The sequence below is a fragment of the Dyella sp. 2HG41-7 genome (genome assembly GCF_021390675.1).
In the GTDB taxonomy this organism is placed as follows: domain Bacteria; phylum Pseudomonadota; class Gammaproteobacteria; order Xanthomonadales; family Rhodanobacteraceae; genus Dyella_B.
Map to the genome: position 1 here is coordinate 1103471 of NZ_JAJEJV010000004.1, position 20954 is coordinate 1124424.

Here is a 20954-nt window from a genome sequence, read left to right on the forward strand (position 1 = left end):
GGTGCGCGAGCATAAGATTTCAGTGATATCGATATCAAGATATCGATATCATATTCGCAGCGCAGCATGATGCGCCTCGGGGCGTGTCCAAAATGTGGTTGCAAAAGAAACTGTATTGGTGCAATGGACGCCGCTACGGCACACTTGCCGTGCACGTCGCAACCGTATTGATGCATCCACTTGAGGGGGTCGCCGTTTGACGCAGCCCAAGAAGAAACAACCTCTTGCGCACCGTCCCAGCCTCACCATGGCGGACCTCGCGGAGCTTGCCGGCGTATCGAAAATCACCGTGTCCAGGGCCTTGAGCGAAAGCCCTTTGGTCAATGCCGAGACACGGGAACGGGTCCAAGCGCTGGCGCGCAAACATGGCTACAAGTTGAACGTCAGTGCGCGCAACCTGCGTTTGCGCCGCAGCCATACGGTTGCGGTGATCGTGGAGATGAAGCCGTCTTCCGAACGCACCATGTGGGATCCATACCCGCTATCGCTGCTCGGTGGTATCTCGCAAGAGCTGACGTCGGCCGGTTACAGCGTGCTGCTCACCACGCGGCAAGGTGCTTCGAATGCCCCAGTGCAAGCGGCGGACGGTTTGATTTTGCTGGGTCAGGGTGTGCATCAGGACGCCGTACGCTACTACGACAAGGTCGGGTTGCCGATGGTGGTGTGGGGCGCGGCCGGGCAAGGCGGCGACGACCACATCGTGGTCGGCAGCGATAACCGCCAGGGCGGCATCAGCGTGGCGGAGCGTTTTATTTCCATTGGGCGGCGTCATCCGGTTTTTATCGGCAATCCCGATCACCCGGAAATGGCGCAACGCCTGTTCGGATTCGTCGACGAACTGGCCAAGCACGGCATCAAGCCGCTGCTGATGCGCCGGGCGGACTTTACGTTGGAATCGGGCATCGAAGCCGTGCAGTCGCTGTCCGAACGCAAAGTGCGTTTCGATGCGATCTTCGCGTGCAGCGACTTGCTCGCCATGGGCGCGATTCGCGCACTGGTGGAACTGGGTCAGTCGGTGCCTAACGATGTTTCCGTGATCGGCTACGACGATACGCCGCTCGGCGCGAGCTTCCTGCCGCCGTTGAGTACGGTGCGGCAGAACTGGCAGGAAGGCGGCGTTCTGCTTGCGCGCAAAGTGCTCGCGCAGATACACGGGCAGTCGGTGCAGTCGCAGATGATGGCGACGACCTTGGTGGTCAGATCGACCTGACGGTCGACGTCAGGCCGCCGGTTCGATCCGCACCGGCGGCGTCAGCACCAATCTGAAACAACTGCCGCCACCAGCCACGCGCACGTATTCCAACGCGGCTTGATTGGCTTCCGACATTTGTCGTGCGAGATAGAGCCCTAAGCCGGTGCCGTATTCGTGCGTGGTGTAGAAGGGTTCGAAAATCTGCGCCGCGACTTTCGGCGCGATACCCGGGCCGCGGTCGATCACTTCCAGAATCGGTACGCCGTGTTCGCCGTGACGCACCACCACCAGCACGCGCGCCGATTCGCCGGGCATGCGTCCGTAACGCAGCGCGTTTTGCACCAGATTCCACACCACTTGATGCAATTGCTGCGGATCGGCCACCGCGATCACGGGCGCGGCGCTGTTGTCGATCACGCGCAACGAATCGTTGCCCAGATCGTTGCCTTGCTTGTATTCCTCGACAAAACTTTGCGACCAATCGCCGAGATTCAGCGACTCGGGTCGCGATCGCTCGCGTCGCGACAACTGCAAAATATTTTCGATGATGTCGTTGAGGCGACTGCAGTGGTTGTTGATGATTTCCACCATGCGCAAATCGGTGGGGCCCATCTCGGTAGACTCGGCCAGCAATTGGGCGGAGTAGCGAATCGCCGCGAGCGGATTGCGGATCTCGTGGGCGATCGAAGCCGACAGGCGTCCCAGCGATCCGAGTGTGAGTTCTTCGGCGCGGCGCGATACCAGCGAGGTGTCGTCCAGAAAAATCAGCACCAGGGAATCGTCGTTCGGCGCAAGGCGACTGAATCGCGGCACCACTTCGGGCATACCGTCGGCCAATTGCGTGGCGGTTTCGTCCAGCTTGCCCGAGGTGATCCAGTGATAAAGGCGGCGCGACAATTCCGGCGCGACGCGCCCCAGATCGCGTTGATCGGACGATGGATTGCCCAGCAGCATCCACGCCGCCTCGTTGATCTGATGGATGCGATTGGCGTCGTCCACCAGCATCACGCCGGTTTTCATGCGCCGGATGATCAGCTCGTTGACCTGCGACAGGTTGACCAAATCGATGCTGCGCTGCTCGGCCAGCGCTTCGCTGGCGCGCAGTTGGCGACCTAAAACATTACACAGCACCACGATCGCGAAATAAGCCATGCCGAGCAGGCTCGATTCCAGCAGATCCCGGTCGTCGGTCGCCGCCGCATGCGGCAGCAAAAAAAAGCTGCGCCCCAAGACGCCCAGGGTCGCGAGCGCCGCAAGAAACAAGGCCAGGCGCAGCGGCAGCAGCAGCGCTCCGGCCGCTAGGTTCATCGCCAGCATCATGGCGATGCCGATGCGGGCGTCGTTCATGGCGGCGATGGCCAGCACCGCCGCCGCTATATCCACGACCAGGGTGCCCAGAATCCCGAGCCAACCCAGCGACCGGGTCATATGCGTAAGGGAAACCACCCCGAGGGCGAACAGCAGGTAGCCGGCCGCGACCAGACGGGCGAGCTCGATATTGTCCAGGTGCGGCCAACCCATGCCGGCTGGGGTGAAGGCCAGGCCGGAATAAACCAGGGCCTGGGCCAGCCTGAAATAATTCAGGAATAAAAGCTCGTGGCGGGTCGTCGTGCTGTTGGGCGAATCGGACATCGCGCGGCTGGACACGGGTTTTGGGCGCTCGGCAGGTGGGTTTGGGTCAGTGTATCGGTAGGAAAGTCTCGCCCGCTATGTAGCCGTTCTCCTTACGCGTCGTGAGGGTATTTCGGGCCCGCCCCTTTCCATCGCGGCCGGCTTCCGCGAAAATATCGGGCCGTATTGCGCGGTTTTCGTCGTGGCGAACCACGACCGCAGCGCACTGCAAGCCGGTAGTGCGTTTCACCGCCGTCCGTCCTCCCAAGCTTGTGCTGTCGTTACCGCACAAGCTCGATTTTTCCCCATTCACTCGAGGTATCGAATGAATTTCCACGAGTACCAGGCTAAAGAGCTGTTCGCGCAGTACGGCATCGCCGTGCCGCCGGGCAAAGTTGCCAATTCCCCCGACGCCGCCGTCGACGCCGCCAAGCACCTTGGTGGTTCGCAGTGGATGGTCAAGGCCCAGATCCACGCAGGCGGCCGCGGCAAGGCCGGCGGCGTCAAGTTCTGCAAGAGTCTGGATGACGTCCATGCCGCCGCCAAAGGCATGCTGGGCAAGAACATGGAAACCTACCAGTCCGCCGGCCGCGCGCTGCCGGTGAACCTGGTGCTGGTCACCGATGCCACGAACATCGCCAAAGAGCTGTATCTGTCGATCCTGGTCGACCGCGACAGCAAGGCCGTTACCTTTATCGCCTCCAAGCACGGCGGCGTGGACATTGAACAGGTGGCCAAGGAAACGCCGGACGACATCCACACCATCGTGGTCGATTTCGTCGAAGGCCTGCAGCCGTACCAGTGCCGCCAGCTCGGTTTCGCGATGGATCTCAACGCGAAGCAGGTAACCCAGCTCACCAAGATCATGCTGGGCCTGTACAAGCTCTTTAACGAGAAAGACCTCTCGCTGGTCGAGCTCAACCCGCTCGCCATCCTCGAAGACGGCAACCTCGCCGCCCTCGACGGCAAGGTCAACTCCGACGACAACGCCGAGTTCCGCCACGCGGACCTGGCCAAGATGCGCGACCTGTCGCAGGAAGACGCCGCCGAAGCGGCCGCCGTGCAGCACAACCTCAACTACGTGACCATGGACGGCAACATCGGCTGTATGGTCAACGGCGCGGGTCTGGCCATGGCCACCATGGACGTGATCAAGCTGGCGGGCGGCGAGCCGGCCAACTTCCTCGACGTTGGCGGCGGCGCCACCAAAGAGCGCGTCACCGAAGCGTTCAAGCTGATTCTTTCCTCCGACAAGGTGAAGGCCATCCTGGTCAACATCTTCGGCGGCATCGTTCGCTGCGACCTGATCGCCGAAGGCATCATTGCCGCGGTGAAGGAAGTGGGCCTGAAGATTCCGGTGGTGGTGCGCCTGCAGGGCACCAACGTGGAGAAGGGCCGCGAGCTGCTGGCCAACTCCGGTCTGGCGATCACGCCGGCCGACGATCTCAACGACGCGGCGAAGAAAGCCGTGGCCGCCGCGAAGTGAGGAGCGAGTAAACCATGAGCGTTTTGGTCAATAAAAACACCAAGGTGATCGTGCAGGGCTTCACCGGCCAGCAGGGCACCTTCCACGCCGAACAGGCGATCGACTACGGCACCAAAGTTGTCGGCGGCGTGACCCCGGGCAAGGGCGGCACCGAGCATATCGGTCTGCCGGTTTTCAACAGCGTGTCCGAAGCGGTGGAAGAAACCGGCGCCGACGCGTCGGTGATCTTCGTGCCGCCGCCGTTCGCCGCCGATTCGATCCTCGAAGCGATCGACGCCGGCGTGCGCGTGATCGTGACGATCACCGAAGGCATTCCGGTGCTCGACATGCTGCGCGTGAAGAACGTGCTGGCGCAGCATCCGGAAACCGTGCTGATCGGACCGAATTGCCCCGGCATCATCACGCCGGGCGAATGCAAGGTCGGCATCATGCCGGGTCACATCCACAAGCCGGGCAAGGTTGGCATCGTGTCGCGCTCCGGCACGCTGACGTACGAAGCCGTGTTCCAGACGACCAACGAAGGCCTGGGTCAGTCCACCTGTATCGGTATCGGCGGCGACCCGATCAACGGCCTGAACTTCATCGACTGCTTGAAGTTGTTCCAGGACGATCCGCAGACCGAAGGCATCATCATGGTCGGTGAAATCGGCGGCAGCGCGGAAGAAGAAGCGGCTGAATTCATCGGCGAATACGTCAAGAAGCCGGTGGTGTCGTTCATCGCAGGTGCGTCGGCTCCGGCCGGCAAGCGCATGGGTCATGCCGGCGCGATCATCTCCGGTGGCAAGGGCACGGCGGCGGCGAAGTTCGCTGCGCTGGAAAAGGCCGGCGTCACCACGGTGAAGTCGCCGGCGGATCTGGGCAAGACGCTCGCAGGTCTGTTGAAGAAGTAAGTCGTCGTCATCGACGCATGCAAAAAGGCCGCGGCAACGCGGCCTTTTTGTTGGGCGATGTTTCAAGCTTGTAACACTCCACAACGCGCGCCGATATGTCATTCGACAACGCGTGCGTTTCGTGCCAGCGTAAAGCTCCGCGCATGATGGCATTGGGGGGTGCTCTGCATGACCGCTTCGTCACGTCCGCCGTTCTTGTATCCGCCCGGCTCGCCGTTGATGCATCCGCCGCTCGCGCTGCAGAAGGCGCGTCTGTACGGTTTCTGGGTGCCCGGCGATTTAAATGCGTTGCAAAAGAGCATCGATCGCACGCTCAACGATTGCAGTCGCGGCGACATGCACTTCGCTGTGCTTACGCATTACGTGTTGCTGAGTTTTGCCGAGATCCGCCACGCGCATAGCGCATATCCCGTCGATGTGGTGAAGGGTTGGGGGAAGGAAGTCGACATCGTTACTTGGGTGATGGTGGGCGCGACCAAGCCGGGCGAGGTGTTGCCGACGTTTTACGCGTATCCGTTGCACATTTGGGTCGACGACGCTATGGCGTTGATCAACGGTCGCGAGTTGTACGGCTATCCGAAATACGACTGCTTGTACGCCATGCCGAATCCGGACGAACTGCCCACCACGTTTCGTCTCGCGGCCAAAGGCTTTCAACCGTTTTCGCCGGAATCCGAATTGGCGATGCATCCCTTGCTCGATCTGGATGCGTTGCCCGGCTTGCTCGATGAGCCCACGAAAGATGTGCTTGCGTGGCGCGAAGGGTTGGTTGCGGCCATGCATGAAACGCCGGGTTTCTGGGATACGCATCCGGCGTGGCGCAAAACCTTCGACAAATGGTTCGAATTTTTTCCCGGCGTCGATCAGATCTTCCTCAAACAATTTCCCGACGGCACCGGGCATCGCGCGGTGTATCAAGCCATTGTCGCCGCACCGGCCAAAGTCAAAGAAATTCGCGCGCTCGCGCTCTTGAGCGGTCGCTACGACATGCGACTGCATCCCTTCGACAGCTTTCCGCTCGATCGAACGCTGGGCTGGAAGGTTGGGTTGCAGCAAGCGCATTGCGGCTTTCGCATCGATTTCGATTTTGAGGTCGGCGAGGGCGTCGAGTTGGTCGATAACTCCATTCGCAAGGAGCACGATTGATGGAAACACAACCCGAGCGCATCGCCATTCTCGGTGGCGGTGTAGGAGCGATGACGGCTGCGTTTTGGTTGAGCAGCGTGGAGAACTGGCAAGAGCGCTATCAGATCGACGTCTATCAAATGGGTTGGCGACTCGGCGGCAAAGGAGCTAGCGGACGCAATGCAAGCATGGCGCAGCGTATCGAAGAGCACGGATTGCATATCTGGTTCGGCTTTTACGACAACGCATTTCAACTCATGCAACAAACGTATGCGGAACTCGCGCGTCCTCCCGGCAGCCCGCTGGCGGCCTGGACGGATGCGTTCAAACCGCAGCATTTCGTTTGTCTCGCCGAACTTATCGAAGCGAGTTGGCGCGTGTGGCCGATCGATACGCCGCAATTGCCCGGCACGCCCGGCATGCCGCGCGGGCCTGAAACGATCGGCGACATCGTGGGTGAATTGCTGGATTGGCAACGTTCGTGGTTCGAATCCTGGGCGATGACGTTTCTCAAACATGCGGGTTCGCCCTTTCGCATGGGCGAACATCGTGAAAGTCGATTGCACGATTTGCTGGCGGCAGCGCGCGCCGGCCTGACGGCATACGAAGACGTGGGCGATCCCTTGACGGTTGCGCGCAAGGCGAGAGACTTGGCGCGTTCGTCCGCGAAATCCGCGCCGGGCGACGGCGCCGCGGCCGCCGATTGGCCGGCCGTGCTGAAGTTGTTGCAGGAGCTTCAACACGCTCTGCACGATGTCGCTGCGCCATTTGGCGATCCCGATACCTGGTCCGACGACTGGCGTCGACTGTATTTGGCGTTGGATACATCGTTAGCTGTCGGTGTCGGTATGTTGATGGACGACGTGATCGGAAAGGGTTTCGAAGTCATCAACCACATCGACTTCCGCGCCTGGTTGACGCAGCACGGCGCGCAACCAGTCAGCGTGAACGGTGCGCCCGTGCGTGGCTTTTACGATCTAGTGTTTGCCTATCGAAATGGCAATCCCGCACAACCCAATATCGAAGCCGGCACCATGTTGCGCGGCATGCTCAAAGTGGGCCTGAGTTATCGCGGCGCGTTGATGTACAAGATGCAAGCCGGCATGGGCGATGTGGTGTTTGCGCCGGTGTACGAAGTGCTCAAGCGCCGTGGTGTGCAATTCCACTATTTCCACAAGTTGTGCGAGTTGCGCCCCGATGCGTCCAATACAAACGTCGACGAGATCGAATTGGAGCAACAGATTGCGCTGCTCGGCGATAACTACGAGCCATTGGTCGACGTAAACGGGTTGCCATGCTGGCCTTCGCAGCCGTGTTACGAGCAGATCGATCCCCGGCAAGCGGCCTTGCTTCAAGCGCATGACGTCAATCTGGAAAGCCATTGGACGAATTGGCCCGACGTGTATCGCCAGGCGACCGGCGCATCGCTGCCGCATAAAACATTGCGTAGAGGCATCGATTTCGACCACGTGGTGTTCGGTTTGTCGGTCGCGAGCCTTGCTGTGGTGGCGCAGCCTTTGTTGAAAATCAGCGATGCGCTGAAGCGATGCAGCGATCACATCGAAGCCGTTGCGACGCAGGCTTACCAGGTCTGGTTGAATCAGGATTTGCAGGGCATCGGCTGGAGCGATCGCGGCGAAAACGACGAAGAGCCCGTGCTATCGGGATTCACCGAGCCGTTCGACACTTGGGCGTCGATGGATCAATTGCTGTGCCGCGAAACATGGCCGCCGGATCACACGCCGAAAAACATCGGCTACTTCTGCAACGCGCTGGCGCTCGATAACTATCCGCAGCCTGGAGACAGCGATTTTCCCGCGCGCTGCGCCACCTTAGTGAAGGCGACGGCGATTCATCAGTTGCAAACGGATATCGGCGCGCTCTGGAGCGAAGTGGGCCATCGGGGATTTCCATGGAACTGGCTGGTCGATCCTAAGGAAGGCGCAGGTGTAGCGCGCTTCGACAGTCAGTATTGGCGTGCGAATGTCGATCCTTCCGAGCGCTATGTGTTGTCGTTGGTCAACACGAGCCAGTATCGATTGCACGCTGATAAATCCGGTTTCGCCAATCTTTTTCTCGCGGGCGATTGGTTGAAAACCGGACTCGACGCGGGTTGCGTGGAAGCGGCCGTGATGGGGGGTATGCAGGCGAGCAGGGCGATTTGCGGTGTGCCCGCGCACATTCAAGGCGAGCGTGGTTGGTAGCCTGATTACTCGGAGCGCGCTTCAGGCAGCGCCTGCTCGCTAAGGCGTTCGGTGCGGCGGTACGACTTGTGCGCATACATAGTGCGATCGGCTTGGCGCACCAGCTCGGTGAAATCGGCGCTGCTGAAACGGCGTTGATCCGGCGGCGCGCTGCATAACCCGAAGCTGATGCCGGCGCCGGGGAAATCGCTGTGGCGCAGCGATTGATCCAGTTCGCCCAGCGCGCGCGCCAAACGTTGCTGCCCGAGTTCGTCGCCGTAGGCGATCACTGCGAATTCGTCGCCGCCCAGGCGAAAGGCTCGGATCAAGTCGCCCAGGCGCGCCAAGCCCTCGCCGACGGCGCGCAACAAATCATCGCCTCGTTCGTGACCTTGGCTGTCGTTGACGAGTTTGAGTCCGTCCAGATCGATCATGCCGATCTGCCAGGTGCCCTGCGCAGGATTGGTGTTTTCGCGGCGCGTGATCTCTTCGACCATCACGTTGAAGGCGAGGCGATTACCCAGGCCCGTCAAGGGATCGATGGAAGCCTTGGCGATGGCTTCCTGCATGCCGCGGCGAAAGCGCTCGCGGCCGTCTTCGACCAATTTGACATGATCGGCCAACGCGAACGCCAGCAACATCGCTTCGCACGCATTGCCCATCAATGTTAGCAGATCGGCGTTGTCCACCATGCTGGGAATCAAGCCGAAGTTGACCGGAAGAATGATCACGCCCGGCACCAGAACCGCCATAAACGCCAAGGTGAAAAAGCGCGCGCGGCGGACGCCTCGCCACAACGCCCACAAACCCATGCCCGCCGAATAAAGCACCACGATCGACACCGCGAACGTGGCGATAAGAAACGCCAACTTCGGAAAGAGCAGCGATACCGGCAGCGCGATAATGGCCGCCACCGCAATGCCATAACCTACGCGCGCCATCTGCGGCGCATGCCGACGCAAATCCAGAAAGCGAATCGTAAAGCGCGCATGCACAACGGGAAGCAGAATGAACCACTGCGCGAAGTTGACCGGCTCCGTGTCGATACCCAGCCAACTTTGCGGCACGCCGAAAAAGAAGCCCCAGCCGGCGACCAGGATCAACGCCTGGCATCCGTAAAGCCGATAACCCTGATCGCGTATCCACAAACCCACGAACAAAATGAAAATGCCCAGCCCAAACAGCACGCCCAGCGAGCCGAGCATAAGCGCCGATTCATTGGTTCGTCGCTGGTGATATTCGGCGCGCGTCTGCACGTCGACGCGCGGCATGGCCGTAAAAAACTTGGACGTCACGCGAATCACCACCGCATAGCGATGCCCCGGCGTCAGCGTCACGGCGGCAACGCCGCGCGGCACTTCGTAGACATCCTGCGTCGCGCCCGTCTCTACGTACTGCTGCGAACCATCGTCGCCCAGCACAAGCATGCGGGCGCTGTCGTAGTACGTATTGTCGAACGTCACCACCCAGGCGGACGCGGGTTTCGACGGGGTGAAGCGCGCCACCAGCCAGAAATCGCCGCCGAGCATATTGACCGACGGCAATGGCGGGCGTGCGGCCAGCCAATGATTCAATTCGGCGTAGCTTTGCGGGCGGGCGTCGTTCACGTCGGCCTGATAGGTGGCGAGCGGCGGCGACTGTGGCGCGGGACCGAAGAGCTGCAAAGGCCGGGCGTCGACCGGCGTCGGCCGACCGATCAACACGAAAAAGCAAAGCAAAAGGCTGACCAGGCCACGGTCCAGCGACCGCCGCAACGCGGGTTCCTGCGCGTGCAAGTGACGACGCAAAGCTGCGCCCCTTAGCCAGTCTGCGTCCGGCGATGGTAGCACTGGCACAGGGGGCTGGGCGCAGGAAGAAATGGCGGATCTTCGCGGCTTTCGGTGGGTTTCGATTCATTGCGAAACTCACCGAAAGCGGGTGGACCGACGTCGCCGAGGCATCGGGTTCCAAATTTGCGTCGCTCCGATGGTCCAATGGCGTGAGCGCGTGCCTTTCGGGTTGACCAGGCCTTAAGGGAAATGCCTTGTCCAACGCCGCTTCGACTACCATTTAGCACCCACCGTCCCTGGACCATGACAAACCGATGGCCGTACTTCGCCTGGCGCTGGCTCAGCACGATTTCCCCGTTGGCGCCGTCGCCGCCAATACTGTCAAAGTGCGCGACCTGATGACGCAAGCCCACGAAGGCGGCGCATCGCTGGCCGTGTTTCCTGAGCTCACAATCAGCGGCTACCCGCCGGAAGATCTCCTTCTTCGGCCGAGCTTTCTCGCGGCGTGCCAAGACGCGATCGAAGAACTGACGGCGGATACCAACGGATTGGCCGCGATTGTGGGTTTTCCGCACAGCCTCGGCGAGGTTTACAACGCGGCCGCGTTTCTGCGCGGCGGCCAGATCGCCCAGATCACGCACAAACAAGCGTTGCCCAATTACGGCGTGTTCGACGACAAGCGATATTTCCGGCGCGGCCACAGCAGCGCGGTCGCCGTCGTAGACGGCGTTCGCGTTGGCTATCTGATTTGCGAAGACGTATGGCAGGCGGAACCCGCCGCAGAAGCCGCGGCCGCTGGCGCGGAGCTGATCGTGGTGATCAACGCCTCGCCCTGGGACGACGCCAAACAGGCGGCACGCGAAGAAGTGCTGGTCGCGCGCGCCAAAGAAACCGGTTGCGCGTTTATTTATCTCAACCTCGTCGGCGGGCAAGACGAAGTGGTCTACGACGGCGGTTCCATGCTCGTCAACGGCGATGGCAGCATCGCCGCGCGCGCGCCGACGTTCGTCGATGCGCTGCTGTGGGTGGATTTCGATACGGAAGATCGCAGCTTGCATGCTCGCGATTGGCCCAGCGTGCCGGATACCTCGCACGAAGCGACGCTGTATGTGGCGCTGGTGCGCGGCATTCGCGATTACATCGACAAGAACGGTTTCGATGGCGTGCTGCTGGGTCTTTCCGGCGGCATCGATTCGGCGCTTACCCTGGCGCTTGCGGTGGATGCGCTGGGCTCCGATCGCGTCACGGCGGTGATGATGCCGATGCGTTACACCTCGCAGCTTTCGCTCGACGGCGCGCGCGAACAGGCCGAGCGGCTTGGCGTGGACTATCACGTGATCGGCATCGAGCCGGTCTACGAATCGTTCATCACGGCGCTTACGCCGGTGTTCGCCGGCAAGCAGCCGGATATCACCGAGGAAAATCTGCAATCGCGCACGCGTGGTGTGATGCTGATGGCCATGTCCAACAAACATCGTCGACTGTTGCTCGCGACCGGCAACAAGAGCGAGATGGCGGTGGGCTACGCCACGTTGTACGGCGATATGTGCGGCGCGTATGCGCCGTTGAAGGACGTGTACAAAACCGAGGTATATCGCCTCTCACGCTGGCGCAACGAAGCGGAAACTCGCCAAACCGGCAACGCGAACGATTGGGTAATTCCGCCTGCGGTGATCGAGCGTCCGCCGTCCGCGGAGCTGCGCGACAATCAAACCGATCAAGATTCCTTGCCGCCGTACGACGAGCTGGACGCAATCCTTGCGCGTTTTATCGAGGACGAACAATCGCAGGCGGAGATCATTGCCGCAGGCTTCGATGAAAGCACCGTGCATCGTGTGGTGCGCTTGGTGCTGATCAACGAATTCAAGCGTCGTCAGGCGGCGCCGGGTCCGCGCGTGACCACGCGCGCGTTCGGCCGCGAGCGTCGTTATCCGATCACGTCGGGCTGGAAATAGCGCGCAAAAACTTCAACCAATAAAAAAGCCGGTGGCTCGACGCGCACCGGCTTTTTGTTTTCTGTGAAGCGATGACTCAGTAGTGACCCGAGAACGGAATCATCTTGCGGATGATCGACGGCGAGTGCGGCCACCGGGCGTCTTTCAGGTACGGATGATCCGGATAGTTGGTCGTCAACACCTGGCGCACCTGCTCCGCCTGCTGCTTCTGGCCCAGCGCCAGATAGCTGCGGCACATGATCGCCAGCGCATCGCCAGCCTGCGGCGACTCCTGATAGTGCTCGATCACGTACTGCGCGCGGTCGGCCGATGCTACATACGCCTTGTTTCGTAGATAGAACTCGGCCACGTTGATTTCGTACTGCGCCAGCACGTTGCGAAGGTAGATCATGCGCTGGCGGGCGTCGGCCGTGTAGGCGCTGTCGGGGAAGCGGCGGCTGAGTTCCGCGAAATCGTCGAACGATTTCAGGTTGTAGCCCTGGTCGCGGCGCGCCTGCGCACCTTTGGCCTCATCGGAGAACGTGCGCTCGATAATGCCGGTAGTGCGATCGAAATTGATCATACCGCGCAAGTAATAGGCATAATCCACGTGCGGATTGAGCGGGTTGGTCTTGATGAAGCGGTTGATCGTGGAATACGCGTCGTCCGGCTTGTTGTTCTTGTATTGAGCGTACGTCAGCTCAAGCTGGGATTGCTCATTGAACGGGCCGGACGGGAAGCGGGCGATCAGACGCTGGTACGCTTTCTCGGCTGCCGAGTAATCGGCATGGACGAGATCGTTATGCGCTTTGGCGTAAAGCTGCTGCACGGGCAGGGTGTCGAGCGGATCGCCGCCGCGCCGGAACCACGAGCAAGCGCTCATCGTCAGTGCCAGAACCAGCACGATCAGTACTTTAAGGACAGTTGTCGGGTTAGCCGGCAGCTTGGTTACGCGCATGAGGTAGGGTTCAGATGTTTGAGCGAAAAGGGATGATAGCCGAAACCGGCCGCCGGCCGGGGAGCTCGGCCGCATGACCGTCATCCGTCACGAGGCGATTGTCCCCCTCTCGGCGGCGGGTCGGAGATTCGACCAGGCCTTGGCCGAGATGTTCCCCGATTATTCCCGCTCCCGGCTCACGACCTGGATCAAGGCCGGCGCCGTCACGTTGGACAACGCGCCGGCCGCGCCGCGCCAGCTGCTCAAAGGCGGCGAGCGTGTGTTACTGGAGGCGGAGCTGGAGGTCGAAGTCGCCAGCGCGCCCGAGGCCATCGCGCTGGACATCCGGCATGAAGATGAACACCTGCTGGTGCTGAACAAGCCGGCCGGTCTGGTGGTGCACCCTGGCGCCGGCAATCCGGCCGGCACGGTGCTCAACGCGCTGCTGCATCACGATCCGAAGCTGGCGGAATTGCCGCGCGGCGGCATCGTGCATCGGCTCGACAAAGACACGTCCGGCCTGATGGTGGTCGCCAAGACGCTCGCCGCGCACACGGCGCTGGTCGACATGTTGTCCCGTCACGATGTGGAGCGTCAGTACGAAGCCGTGGTGCTGGGCGCGCTGATCGCCGGGGGCACCGTCGATGCGCCGATCGGCCGTCATCACACCGACCGATTGAAACAAGCGGTGCGCGACGAAGAGGATGGCAAGCACGCCGTCACGCACTATCGTCTACGCGAACGCTTTCGCGCCCACAGCCTGATTCAGTGCAATCTGGAAACCGGACGCACGCACCAGATCCGCGTGCATTTGGCGCATATCGGTCATCCGCTCGTCGGCGATCCGCTATACGGCGGCAGCTTGAAGCTGCCCAAGCGCGCGACACCCGAACTGGTCGCCGCGTTGCGCGGGTTCCGTCGTCAGGCTTTGCATGCGGAGCGTTTGTCGTTCGTGCATCCGGTGAGCGGCGAAACGCTGTCGTTCGAATCGCCGCGACCGGACGATATGAATGCCTTGATCGTCGCCATTCGCGACGATCTGGCCGCCAACGGCACGGACGACTGACGCGGTGTCTTCCATGACCGACGCCTGGATCTTTCCCGACTGGCCCGCGCCGCGCAGCGTGCATGCGGCCATCACGACGCGCGATGGTCCCGGTGTGTCGCAGTCGCCGTTCGGGCGCTTCAACCTCGGTTTGCGCAGTGGCGAAGATGGCGCCGTCGTGCACAGCAATCGCAGCGCGTTGCGCCAATCGCTGGCGTTGCCGGCCGAGCCGCGCTGGCTCAAGCAAGTGCACGGCACCGTAGTGGCCGATCTTGGGCCGCTGCCCAGTCCCGTCGAACCCGAAGCGGACGCCGCGGTATCGCATTTGCCCGGCACCGTGCTGGCGATTCTCACCGCCGATTGTTTGCCCGTGTTGTTCTGCGCCGACGACGGCAGCGTGATCGGCGCGGCGCATGCCGGTTGGCGTGGGCTCGCCGCGGGCGTGCTGGAAGAGACCATCGACGATATGCAGAGACCCCCTGGAAACGTGCTGGCGTGGCTCGGCCCCTGCATCGGCGGGCCGTCGTACGAAGTGGGCGAGGAAGTGCGCAAAGCCTTTCTGCATCACCACCCAGCGGCGGAATCCGCGTTCACGCCCACGCGTCCCGGCCACTGGCTTTGCGATCTGGCCTTGCTTGCCCGGCAGCGCCTGGAGGCGGCGGGCGTGCTGCGCATCTACGGCGGCGGGTTTGATACCCGTGGCGATGCTCGTTTTTATTCCTATCGGCGCGAAGGCGCCCGCAGCGGCCGCTTCGCCAGCCTAATCTGGCTCGAACCTTAGGTTCCAGCCCAACCCACGGCTTAATATGCCGGTGGAATTCGATCCGCATTCCGCTTGAATCGCCCCGCACTGTCCGCATCTTTTTGGGCAGTGGCGGCGTGTCCGCCAAAACCTTTTTGGGGATACCTCGATGCGAATGGACAAACTCACGTCGCGTTTCCAGCAGGCGCTTGCCGATGCGCAATCGCTGGCCGTGGGACGCGATCACAATATGCTCGAACCGGTGCACGTGATGGCCGCTTTGCTCGATCAGCAAGGCGGTTCGACGGCGCCCTTGCTGACGCAGGCGCACGTCAACGTGCCAGCGTTTCGCCAACGGGTGAATGAGCTGATCGACCGGCTGCCCAAAGTCAGCGGTCAGGAAGGCAATATCCACGCCGGCAACGAACTCACGCGCCTGCTCAATCTCACTGACAAACTCGCGCAGCAACGCGGCGATCAATTCATCGCCAGCGAGTTGTTTGTGCTGGCGGCGCTGGAAGATAAAGGCGAACTCGGCGCGGCGTTGAAAGCTGCGGGCGCCACCAAAGCCAATCTCGAAGCCGCGATCGAAAAATTGCGCGGCGGCGAAAAAGTGCAAAGCGAAAACGCGGAAGATCAGCGCCAGGCGCTGGAGAAATATTGCGTCGACCTTACCGCGCGCGCCGAAAGCGGCAAGCTCGATCCGGTGATCGGTCGCGACGAAGAAATCCGCCGCACGATCCAGGTGCTGCAGCGTCGCACCAAAAACAATCCCGTATTGATCGGCGAACCCGGTGTGGGCAAAACGGCCATCGTGGAAGGTCTCGCGCAGCGCATCGTGAAAGGCGAAGTGCCCGAAGGTCTGCGCGACCGCCGCGTGCTCGCGCTCGATATGGGCGCGCTGATCGCCGGCGCGAAATTTCGCGGCGAGTTCGAAGAACGCCTGAAAGCTGTGCTCAACGACCTATCGAAAAACGAAGGTCAGATCATTCTGTTTATCGATGAGTTGCACACCATGGTCGGCGCGGGCAAAGCCGATGGCGCGATGGACGCCGGCAATATGCTGAAGCCCGCGCTCGCGCGTGGCGAACTGCATTGCATCGGCGCCACCACGCTGGACGAATACCGCAAGTACATCGAAAAAGACGCCGCGCTGGAACGCCGTTTCCAGAAAGTGTTTGTCGGCGAACCGAGCGTAGAAGACACCATCGCCATCCTGCGCGGATTGAAAGAACGTTACGCCGTGCATCACGGCGTGGAAATCACCGATCCGGCGGTGGTCGCCGCGGCCACGCTGTCCAATCGCTACATCACCGATCGTCAGTTGCCGGACAAAGCCATCGATCTGATGGACGAAGCGGCCTCGCGCATCCGCATGGAAATCGACTCCAAGCCGGAAGAGCTCGATCGCCTGGAACGCCGCCTGATCCAGCTGAAAATTCAGCGCGAGATGCTGAAGAAGGAAACCGATGATGCGTCGAAGAAACGCCTCGCCGATCTCGACGCCGATATCGCGAAACTGGAGCGTGAATTCTCCGACCTCAACGAAGTCTGGAAGTCTGAAAAGGCCGCGCTGCAAGGCGCGACGAAAGTGAAGGAACAGATCGAGCAGGCGCGCCTGGAACTCGAAGGCGCGCAGCGCCGGCAGGACTACGCCAAGATGAGCGAGCTTCAGTACGGCCGCTTGCCGGAATTGGAAAAGCAGCTCGCCGCGGCGCAAGCGGCCGAGCAGCAGGAATTCAAACTGGTGCAGGATCGCGTCACGGAGGAAGAGATCGCTGAAGTGGTGTCGCGCTGGACAGGTATTCCCGTCTCCAAAATGCTGGAAGGCGAGCGCGACAAGTTGCTGCATATGGAGCAATCGCTGCACAAGCGCGTGGTCGGGCAGGATGAAGCGGTTCGCGCGGTGTCCGACGCGATTCGGCGTGCGCGCGCGGGTCTATCCGATCCAAATCGTCCGTACGGTTCGTTCCTGTTCCTCGGTCCCACCGGCGTGGGCAAGACGGAACTGTGCAAGGCGTTGGCCGAATTCCTGTTCGACACGCAGGACGCGATGGTGCGTATCGACATGAGCGAATTCATGGAGAAGCACTCCGTCTCGCGCTTGATCGGCGCGCCTCCGGGTTATGTCGGTTACGAGGAAGGCGGCTATCTCACCGAAGCGGTGCGTCGTCGCCCGTACAGCGTGATCCTGCTGGACGAAGTGGAGAAAGCGCATCCGGATGTGTTCAACATCTTGCTACAAGTGCTCGACGACGGGCGTCTTACGGACGGGCAGGGCCGCACGGTCGATTTCCGCAATACCGTCATCGTGATGACGTCGAACCTCGGCTCGCAGCTTATTCAAGAGCAAGCCGGCGATTCGGAAGCCGACTATCTGCAGATGAAAGCGGCCGTGCTGGGCGTCGTGCAGGCGCATTTCCGCCCTGAGTTCATCAACCGGTTGGATGAGTTGGTGGTGTTCCGCCCGCTGGAGAAAAAGCAGATCCGCAAGATCGCGGCGATTCAGCTGGTCGGCCTGGAAAAGCGCTTGTCAGAGCGTCAGCTCAAACTGGAGATCGACGAGAAGGCGCTGGATCTGCTGGGCAATGTCGGCTTCGATCCGGTGTACGGCGCGCGCCCGCTCAAGCGTGCGATCCAGCAGCAGCTGGAAAATCCGCTGGCGAAGGAAATTCTGGAAGGACGCTTCGCACCGGGCGATACGATCGTAGTGGGCGCGGAAGGCGGACATTTGGCTTTCCACAAACACTGAGGAACAACTCCCTCCCCTACGTGCAGTAGGGTTGGGGTGGGGTGAAGTCTTCAATCGCACTTCGAATGTCAGCATCGCGGCAAGCACGTGCAACCCCACCCCAGCCCTCCCCTGCAAGCAGGGGAGGGAGTGCATTGCGTAACGCGCATAAAAAAATCCCGGCCAATGGCCGGGATTTTCATGCATGGATCGCACAGGATTGGCAGTGGGTCGAATCACCAGTGATAGATCACTTTGGTGTAATAGTAACGCCCATTGAAGCCCGCGGGTGAAAATTCTGAATACGGAATGGTGCCGTTGTTGTTATTAGCAGCGATCACCTTGTCCGGATAACTGTTCGTGGCATTGTCCATGCCAAGCGTGAATGTCCAGTTGTCGAGGTTGTAACTGCCTGCCAGATCGAGCACCCATTGCGGGCTGAAGGTCTGATTGAGCAGATACGAACTGTTGCTGTACGCGGTGAAACTGCCGTAACGCGTTAGGTTGCCATTGAGCGCCCAGTGACCGAGCGAGTAGTTCTCGTTGAGAATCAACTTGCTGCGCGGCGTGGAGTTGGCAAGCAAGCCCTTGATATCGCGATACGTGACGCGCTGCAACTGCAGTCCAAGCGCATCCAACTGTTCCGGATTCGCCGCCACATGCGTGACCTGCGTGCGGTTGTAGTTGTAGCTCAGCGTGCTCTGCAGCGCGCCGGCATTGCCGAAATCGGAACGATAACTGCCGACCAGATCGCCGCCTTGCGTGCGCGTATCCACCGCGTTGGTGAAGTACTGCGCGGAGCTGAAGGCGACGTTGGTGATGCCGTTGGCCGCCAGGTAGTCCACCACCACCGGCTTGTTCAGTCCGCTCAACGTGTTGGAGAGCACCACGCGGTTGTAGACATTGATCTGGTAGACGTCGAAGGTGAGCGTTAGCGCGTCGATCGGATTGAACACCGCGCCCACGGTGTAGTTATGCGAGCGCTCCGGTCGCAGCGCCTGCGCGCCCAGCAGTTGCGCCACCGGATTTCCTACCGGCAGCAGACCCGTTTGGTAAATGCCCGGCGCGATGCCGGGGCCGGTGTTGCTCGGCGTGAGGTAGAGCGAGCCGATCTGCGAATAGTCTTCCTGCGCCAGCGACGGCGCGCGGAAGCCGCTCGACACGCTGCCGCGCAAGGCGAAGCGGTCGGTGAAGTCGTAACGCGCCGCCAGCGCGCCGGACACCGTGTTGCCGAAATCGTTGTAATCCTCGTGGCGCACGGCGAACGAGGTGCCGAGCTTGTCGGTCAGGTTGGTTTCCAAACTCACATATTGCGCGACGTCGCTGCGGCTCCACGAACCGACATTGACCGGGCTGTAGCCGCTAAAACCTTGCGCGCCGCCGCTCACGCCCGACGTGCCGATGTAATACGAACTCGGATCGCCCGCGCTGATCTGATACGTATCGCGCCGGTATTCGCCGCCGAACGCGAGCGTTACCGCATTGGGCAGCCAGCTCAGGTTGAAGTCCTTGGCGATATCGACATCCGCCACCTGTTCCGACGAGGACACGATGCCATCGAAGAATTGGGTGGGCGTGTAGCCGAAGTCGTGCAGGAAGGCGTAGTTCGCCGTGTGGATCGTATCCAGCGACACGCGATTGCCGCCGTAGTTGGCGCTGACATCCCAACGCCAACCGCCGCTGGTGGTGCCGCGTACGCCGGCTACGAATTGCTGATCGGTGCTGCGCGCCTGCAACAGCGGCTGATATCCGTCCGGATAAAGCGCTGTCAACAGCGATTTCACCGACGACGAGTAACCGAACGGATTGCGATACAACTCGTCGGAAATCGCATTGCGCGCGTGATAACTGCCAAATGCGTAGAACTGGATGTTGCTGGTGATGTCGTACTGCGAATTCAGAAACAGGTTGTGCTGGCTGACTGTGGGATCGCCGAACACTTGTTTCTCGCCGAGCTGCGGATAGCGAATATCCACGCCGCCGTGGTTGGTCGGATCCTGATGGCCGTCATCCACGCTGATGCGCAGCCAGCCCTTGTCGCCGTTCAACGGAATGCCGAAGTTGGCCGACCCTTGCCACTGCTTGCCGCCGCCGCGCTCGTACTTGCCGCCGTCGAGTTCGACCGAGCCGCCTTGCGCGCCGTGCTTGAGAATGATGTTGATCACGCCGGCCAGCGCGTCGGAGCCGTATTGCGCGGACGCGCCGTCGCGCAGTACTTCGATATGATCGATCGCGGAAAGCGGAATCGTATTGAGATCCACCGGCGACGAACCGCGACCGATGGTGCCGTCCACATTCACCATCGAGCTGGTGTGCCAGCGCTTGCCGTCCACCAGCACCAGCACTTCGTCCGGTGCGAGGCCGCGCAATTGCGCGGGACGCTGCGAGTCGGTGGTGTCGGTCGCCGATGGGCGCGGGAAATTCAGCGACGGAATCAGGCGCGCCAATGCAGTAGTGAGTTCGGTGGTGCCGGTGCTCTGCAGCGCCGATGCGGGAACCACGTCGATCGGCGACAACGACGTGCTATCGGTACGGTTTTGCGTGCGCGTACCGGTGACGATCACCGCCTGCAGATTCTTCGTGTTGCCGGACGGGAGGGCGCTTTGCGATGCGTCCTGTGCGGCGGCGTTGGAAGCCAACGCAAGCAGGAGCGCGGCAGCGAGTGGTGTAAAGGCGTTCAAATGGCGAGTGTGTTTCGTGGGCGCGTTGCGGTCGAACCCGTTATTGGTTTTTTTCATTCGGTGTATTCCCCTAAACGTAAAATTTGCTGCTTAGCAACAATTTCAGGTTAGTGACAATAGCGCCACGCACCTAATGGATCATCAGGCGATTCAAAGTCCAAATAAGAATATCCAAGTTGAGCATGTGCTTAGCTCGCATGAGAGGCCCGCTGCGGCTGCCTTCGATCCCACCCTGCGCAAGTTGCTACGTGTTCGGAACCTGCGTTTGCAGCCAGCATCGTTATCCGGTCGTCTAGGTGGCGTGTAGAAAACCTCTCCGACGCCAGGCTAGGCGCGCCAGAGTGCAGGCTCTAAGATCGTCGAGTTGAGGTGACCGCTTGCGCATAGCTGGCGGTTGAAACGGGAATCCGGTGCGTCGCGTTCGCGCGGCAATCCCGGAGCTGCCCCCGCAACGGTAAGCGAGCACACCGTCCACTCACTGCCACTGTGCTGAAAGAAGCTCTGATCAATTCCGAGCATCCTGGAGCATGGGAAGGCGTGGATCGGGAGGCGCAAGCCTTCGCTCGCAAGCCCGGAGACCGGCCTCGCATTGAAACCAGACAGGCGGAGGGCCGTGTCGGGTCGCTGC

13 protein-coding genes and 1 riboswitch are annotated in these 20954 nt (G+C 61.1%); of the genes, 9 read left to right on the forward strand and 4 right to left on the reverse strand.

The window, feature by feature from the left end; genetic code table 11:
- The first annotated feature begins 247 nt into the window (after positions 1-247).
- Positions 248-1210, forward strand: a complete 963-nt coding sequence (locus L0U79_RS06250) for a LacI family DNA-binding transcriptional regulator (protein ID WP_233843846.1) — start codon at positions 248-250, stop codon at positions 1208-1210.
- A gap of 9 nt (positions 1211-1219) precedes the next feature.
- Here L0U79_RS06250 and L0U79_RS06255 read toward each other — a convergent pair whose 3' ends face one another.
- Entirely contained in the window at positions 1220-2824 is a 1605-nt protein-coding gene (locus tag L0U79_RS06255; protein ID WP_233841020.1) for an ATP-binding protein, read from the reverse strand.
- Positions 2825-3128: 304 nt separating this feature from the next.
- On the opposite strand from L0U79_RS06255, the gene sucC reads away from it, so the two are divergent.
- The 4 genes from sucC to L0U79_RS06275 all read left to right on the forward strand — a co-directional run bounded on the left by sucC (position 3129) and on the right by L0U79_RS06275 (position 8508).
- Complete coding sequence (sucC, locus tag L0U79_RS06260; RefSeq protein WP_233841021.1) at positions 3129-4289, forward strand: ADP-forming succinate--CoA ligase subunit beta; 1161 nt, start codon at positions 3129-3131, stop codon at positions 4287-4289.
- A gap of 14 nt (positions 4290-4303) precedes the next feature.
- Positions 4304-5179, forward strand: coding sequence for a succinate--CoA ligase subunit alpha (gene sucD / locus L0U79_RS06265; protein WP_233841022.1), 876 nt, complete (start codon positions 4304-4306; stop codon positions 5177-5179).
- A 168-nt stretch (positions 5180-5347) separates the two neighbouring features.
- Positions 5348-6325, forward strand: coding sequence for an acetoacetate decarboxylase family protein (locus tag L0U79_RS06270; protein WP_233841023.1), 978 nt, complete (start codon positions 5348-5350; stop codon positions 6323-6325).
- Positions 6325-8508, forward strand: coding sequence for an NAD(P)-binding protein (locus tag L0U79_RS06275; protein WP_233841024.1), 2184 nt, complete (start codon positions 6325-6327; stop codon positions 8506-8508). Before L0U79_RS06270 ends, L0U79_RS06275 begins: the two co-directional genes overlap by 1 nt.
- A gap of 5 nt (positions 8509-8513) precedes the next feature.
- Here L0U79_RS06275 and L0U79_RS06280 read toward each other — a convergent pair whose 3' ends face one another.
- The gene (locus tag L0U79_RS06280; protein ID WP_233841025.1) at positions 8514-10274 is read right to left on the reverse strand and encodes a diguanylate cyclase; all 1761 of its coding nucleotides are present in this window, start codon (positions 10272-10274) and stop codon (positions 8514-8516) included.
- Positions 10275-10570: 296 nt separating this feature from the next.
- Between L0U79_RS06280 and L0U79_RS06285 the strand changes: the two genes are divergently transcribed.
- The gene (locus L0U79_RS06285) at positions 10571-12211 is read left to right on the forward strand and encodes an NAD+ synthase (RefSeq protein WP_233841026.1); all 1641 of its coding nucleotides are present in this window, start codon (positions 10571-10573) and stop codon (positions 12209-12211) included.
- A gap of 76 nt (positions 12212-12287) precedes the next feature.
- Here L0U79_RS06285 and L0U79_RS06290 read toward each other — a convergent pair whose 3' ends face one another.
- Positions 12288-13148, reverse strand: coding sequence for an outer membrane protein assembly factor BamD (locus L0U79_RS06290; RefSeq protein WP_233841027.1), 861 nt, complete (start codon positions 13146-13148; stop codon positions 12288-12290).
- Positions 13149-13221: 73 nt separating this feature from the next.
- On the opposite strand from L0U79_RS06290, the gene rluD reads away from it, so the two are divergent.
- The 3 genes from rluD to clpB all read left to right on the forward strand — a co-directional run bounded on the left by rluD (position 13222) and on the right by clpB (position 17666).
- Positions 13222-14193 (forward strand): 23S rRNA pseudouridine(1911/1915/1917) synthase RluD, encoded by a 972-nt coding sequence (gene rluD, locus L0U79_RS06295; RefSeq protein WP_233841028.1) that lies wholly within the window; start codon positions 13222-13224, stop codon positions 14191-14193.
- A gap of 13 nt (positions 14194-14206) precedes the next feature.
- Positions 14207-14953 (forward strand): peptidoglycan editing factor PgeF, encoded by a 747-nt coding sequence (gene pgeF / locus L0U79_RS06300; protein WP_233841029.1) that lies wholly within the window; start codon positions 14207-14209, stop codon positions 14951-14953.
- A gap of 130 nt (positions 14954-15083) precedes the next feature.
- Entirely contained in the window at positions 15084-17666 is a 2583-nt protein-coding gene (gene clpB / locus L0U79_RS06305; protein ID WP_233841030.1) for an ATP-dependent chaperone ClpB, read from the forward strand.
- Positions 17667-17881: 215 nt separating this feature from the next.
- Here the strand turns inward: clpB and L0U79_RS06310 are convergent, their stop codons facing one another.
- On the reverse strand, positions 17882-20383 hold the full coding sequence (locus L0U79_RS06310; RefSeq protein WP_233841031.1) for a TonB-dependent receptor: 2502 nt from the start codon (positions 20381-20383) through the stop codon (positions 17882-17884).
- Between the two features lie 293 nt (positions 20384-20676).
- Positions 20677-20928: riboswitch (cobalamin riboswitch) on the forward strand.
- The last annotated feature ends 26 nt before the right edge of the window (positions 20929-20954 follow it).

Bases quoted from the DNA above. Each gene is read 5' to 3' on its own strand.
- L0U79_RS06250 (WP_233843846.1), top strand. From the start codon at position 248: ATGGCGGACCTCGCGGAGCTTGCCGGCGTATCGAAAATCACCGTGTCC.
- L0U79_RS06255 (WP_233841020.1), bottom strand. From the start codon at position 2,824: ATGTCCGATTCGCCCAACAGCACGACGACCCGCCACGAGCTTTTATTC.
- sucC (WP_233841021.1), top strand. From the start codon at position 3,129: ATGAATTTCCACGAGTACCAGGCTAAAGAGCTGTTCGCGCAGTACGGC.
- sucD (WP_233841022.1), top strand. From the start codon at position 4,304: ATGAGCGTTTTGGTCAATAAAAACACCAAGGTGATCGTGCAGGGCTTC.
- L0U79_RS06270 (WP_233841023.1), top strand. From the start codon at position 5,348: ATGACCGCTTCGTCACGTCCGCCGTTCTTGTATCCGCCCGGCTCGCCG.
- L0U79_RS06275 (WP_233841024.1), top strand. From the start codon at position 6,325: ATGGAAACACAACCCGAGCGCATCGCCATTCTCGGTGGCGGTGTAGGA.
- L0U79_RS06285 (WP_233841026.1), top strand. From the start codon at position 10,571: ATGGCCGTACTTCGCCTGGCGCTGGCTCAGCACGATTTCCCCGTTGGC.
- L0U79_RS06290 (WP_233841027.1), bottom strand. From the start codon at position 13,148: ATGCGCGTAACCAAGCTGCCGGCTAACCCGACAACTGTCCTTAAAGTA.
- rluD (WP_233841028.1), top strand. From the start codon at position 13,222: ATGACCGTCATCCGTCACGAGGCGATTGTCCCCCTCTCGGCGGCGGGT.
- pgeF (WP_233841029.1), top strand. From the start codon at position 14,207: ATGACCGACGCCTGGATCTTTCCCGACTGGCCCGCGCCGCGCAGCGTG.
- clpB (WP_233841030.1), top strand. From the start codon at position 15,084: ATGCGAATGGACAAACTCACGTCGCGTTTCCAGCAGGCGCTTGCCGAT.
- L0U79_RS06310 (WP_233841031.1), bottom strand. From the start codon at position 20,383: ATGAAAAAAACCAATAACGGGTTCGACCGCAACGCGCCCACGAAACAC.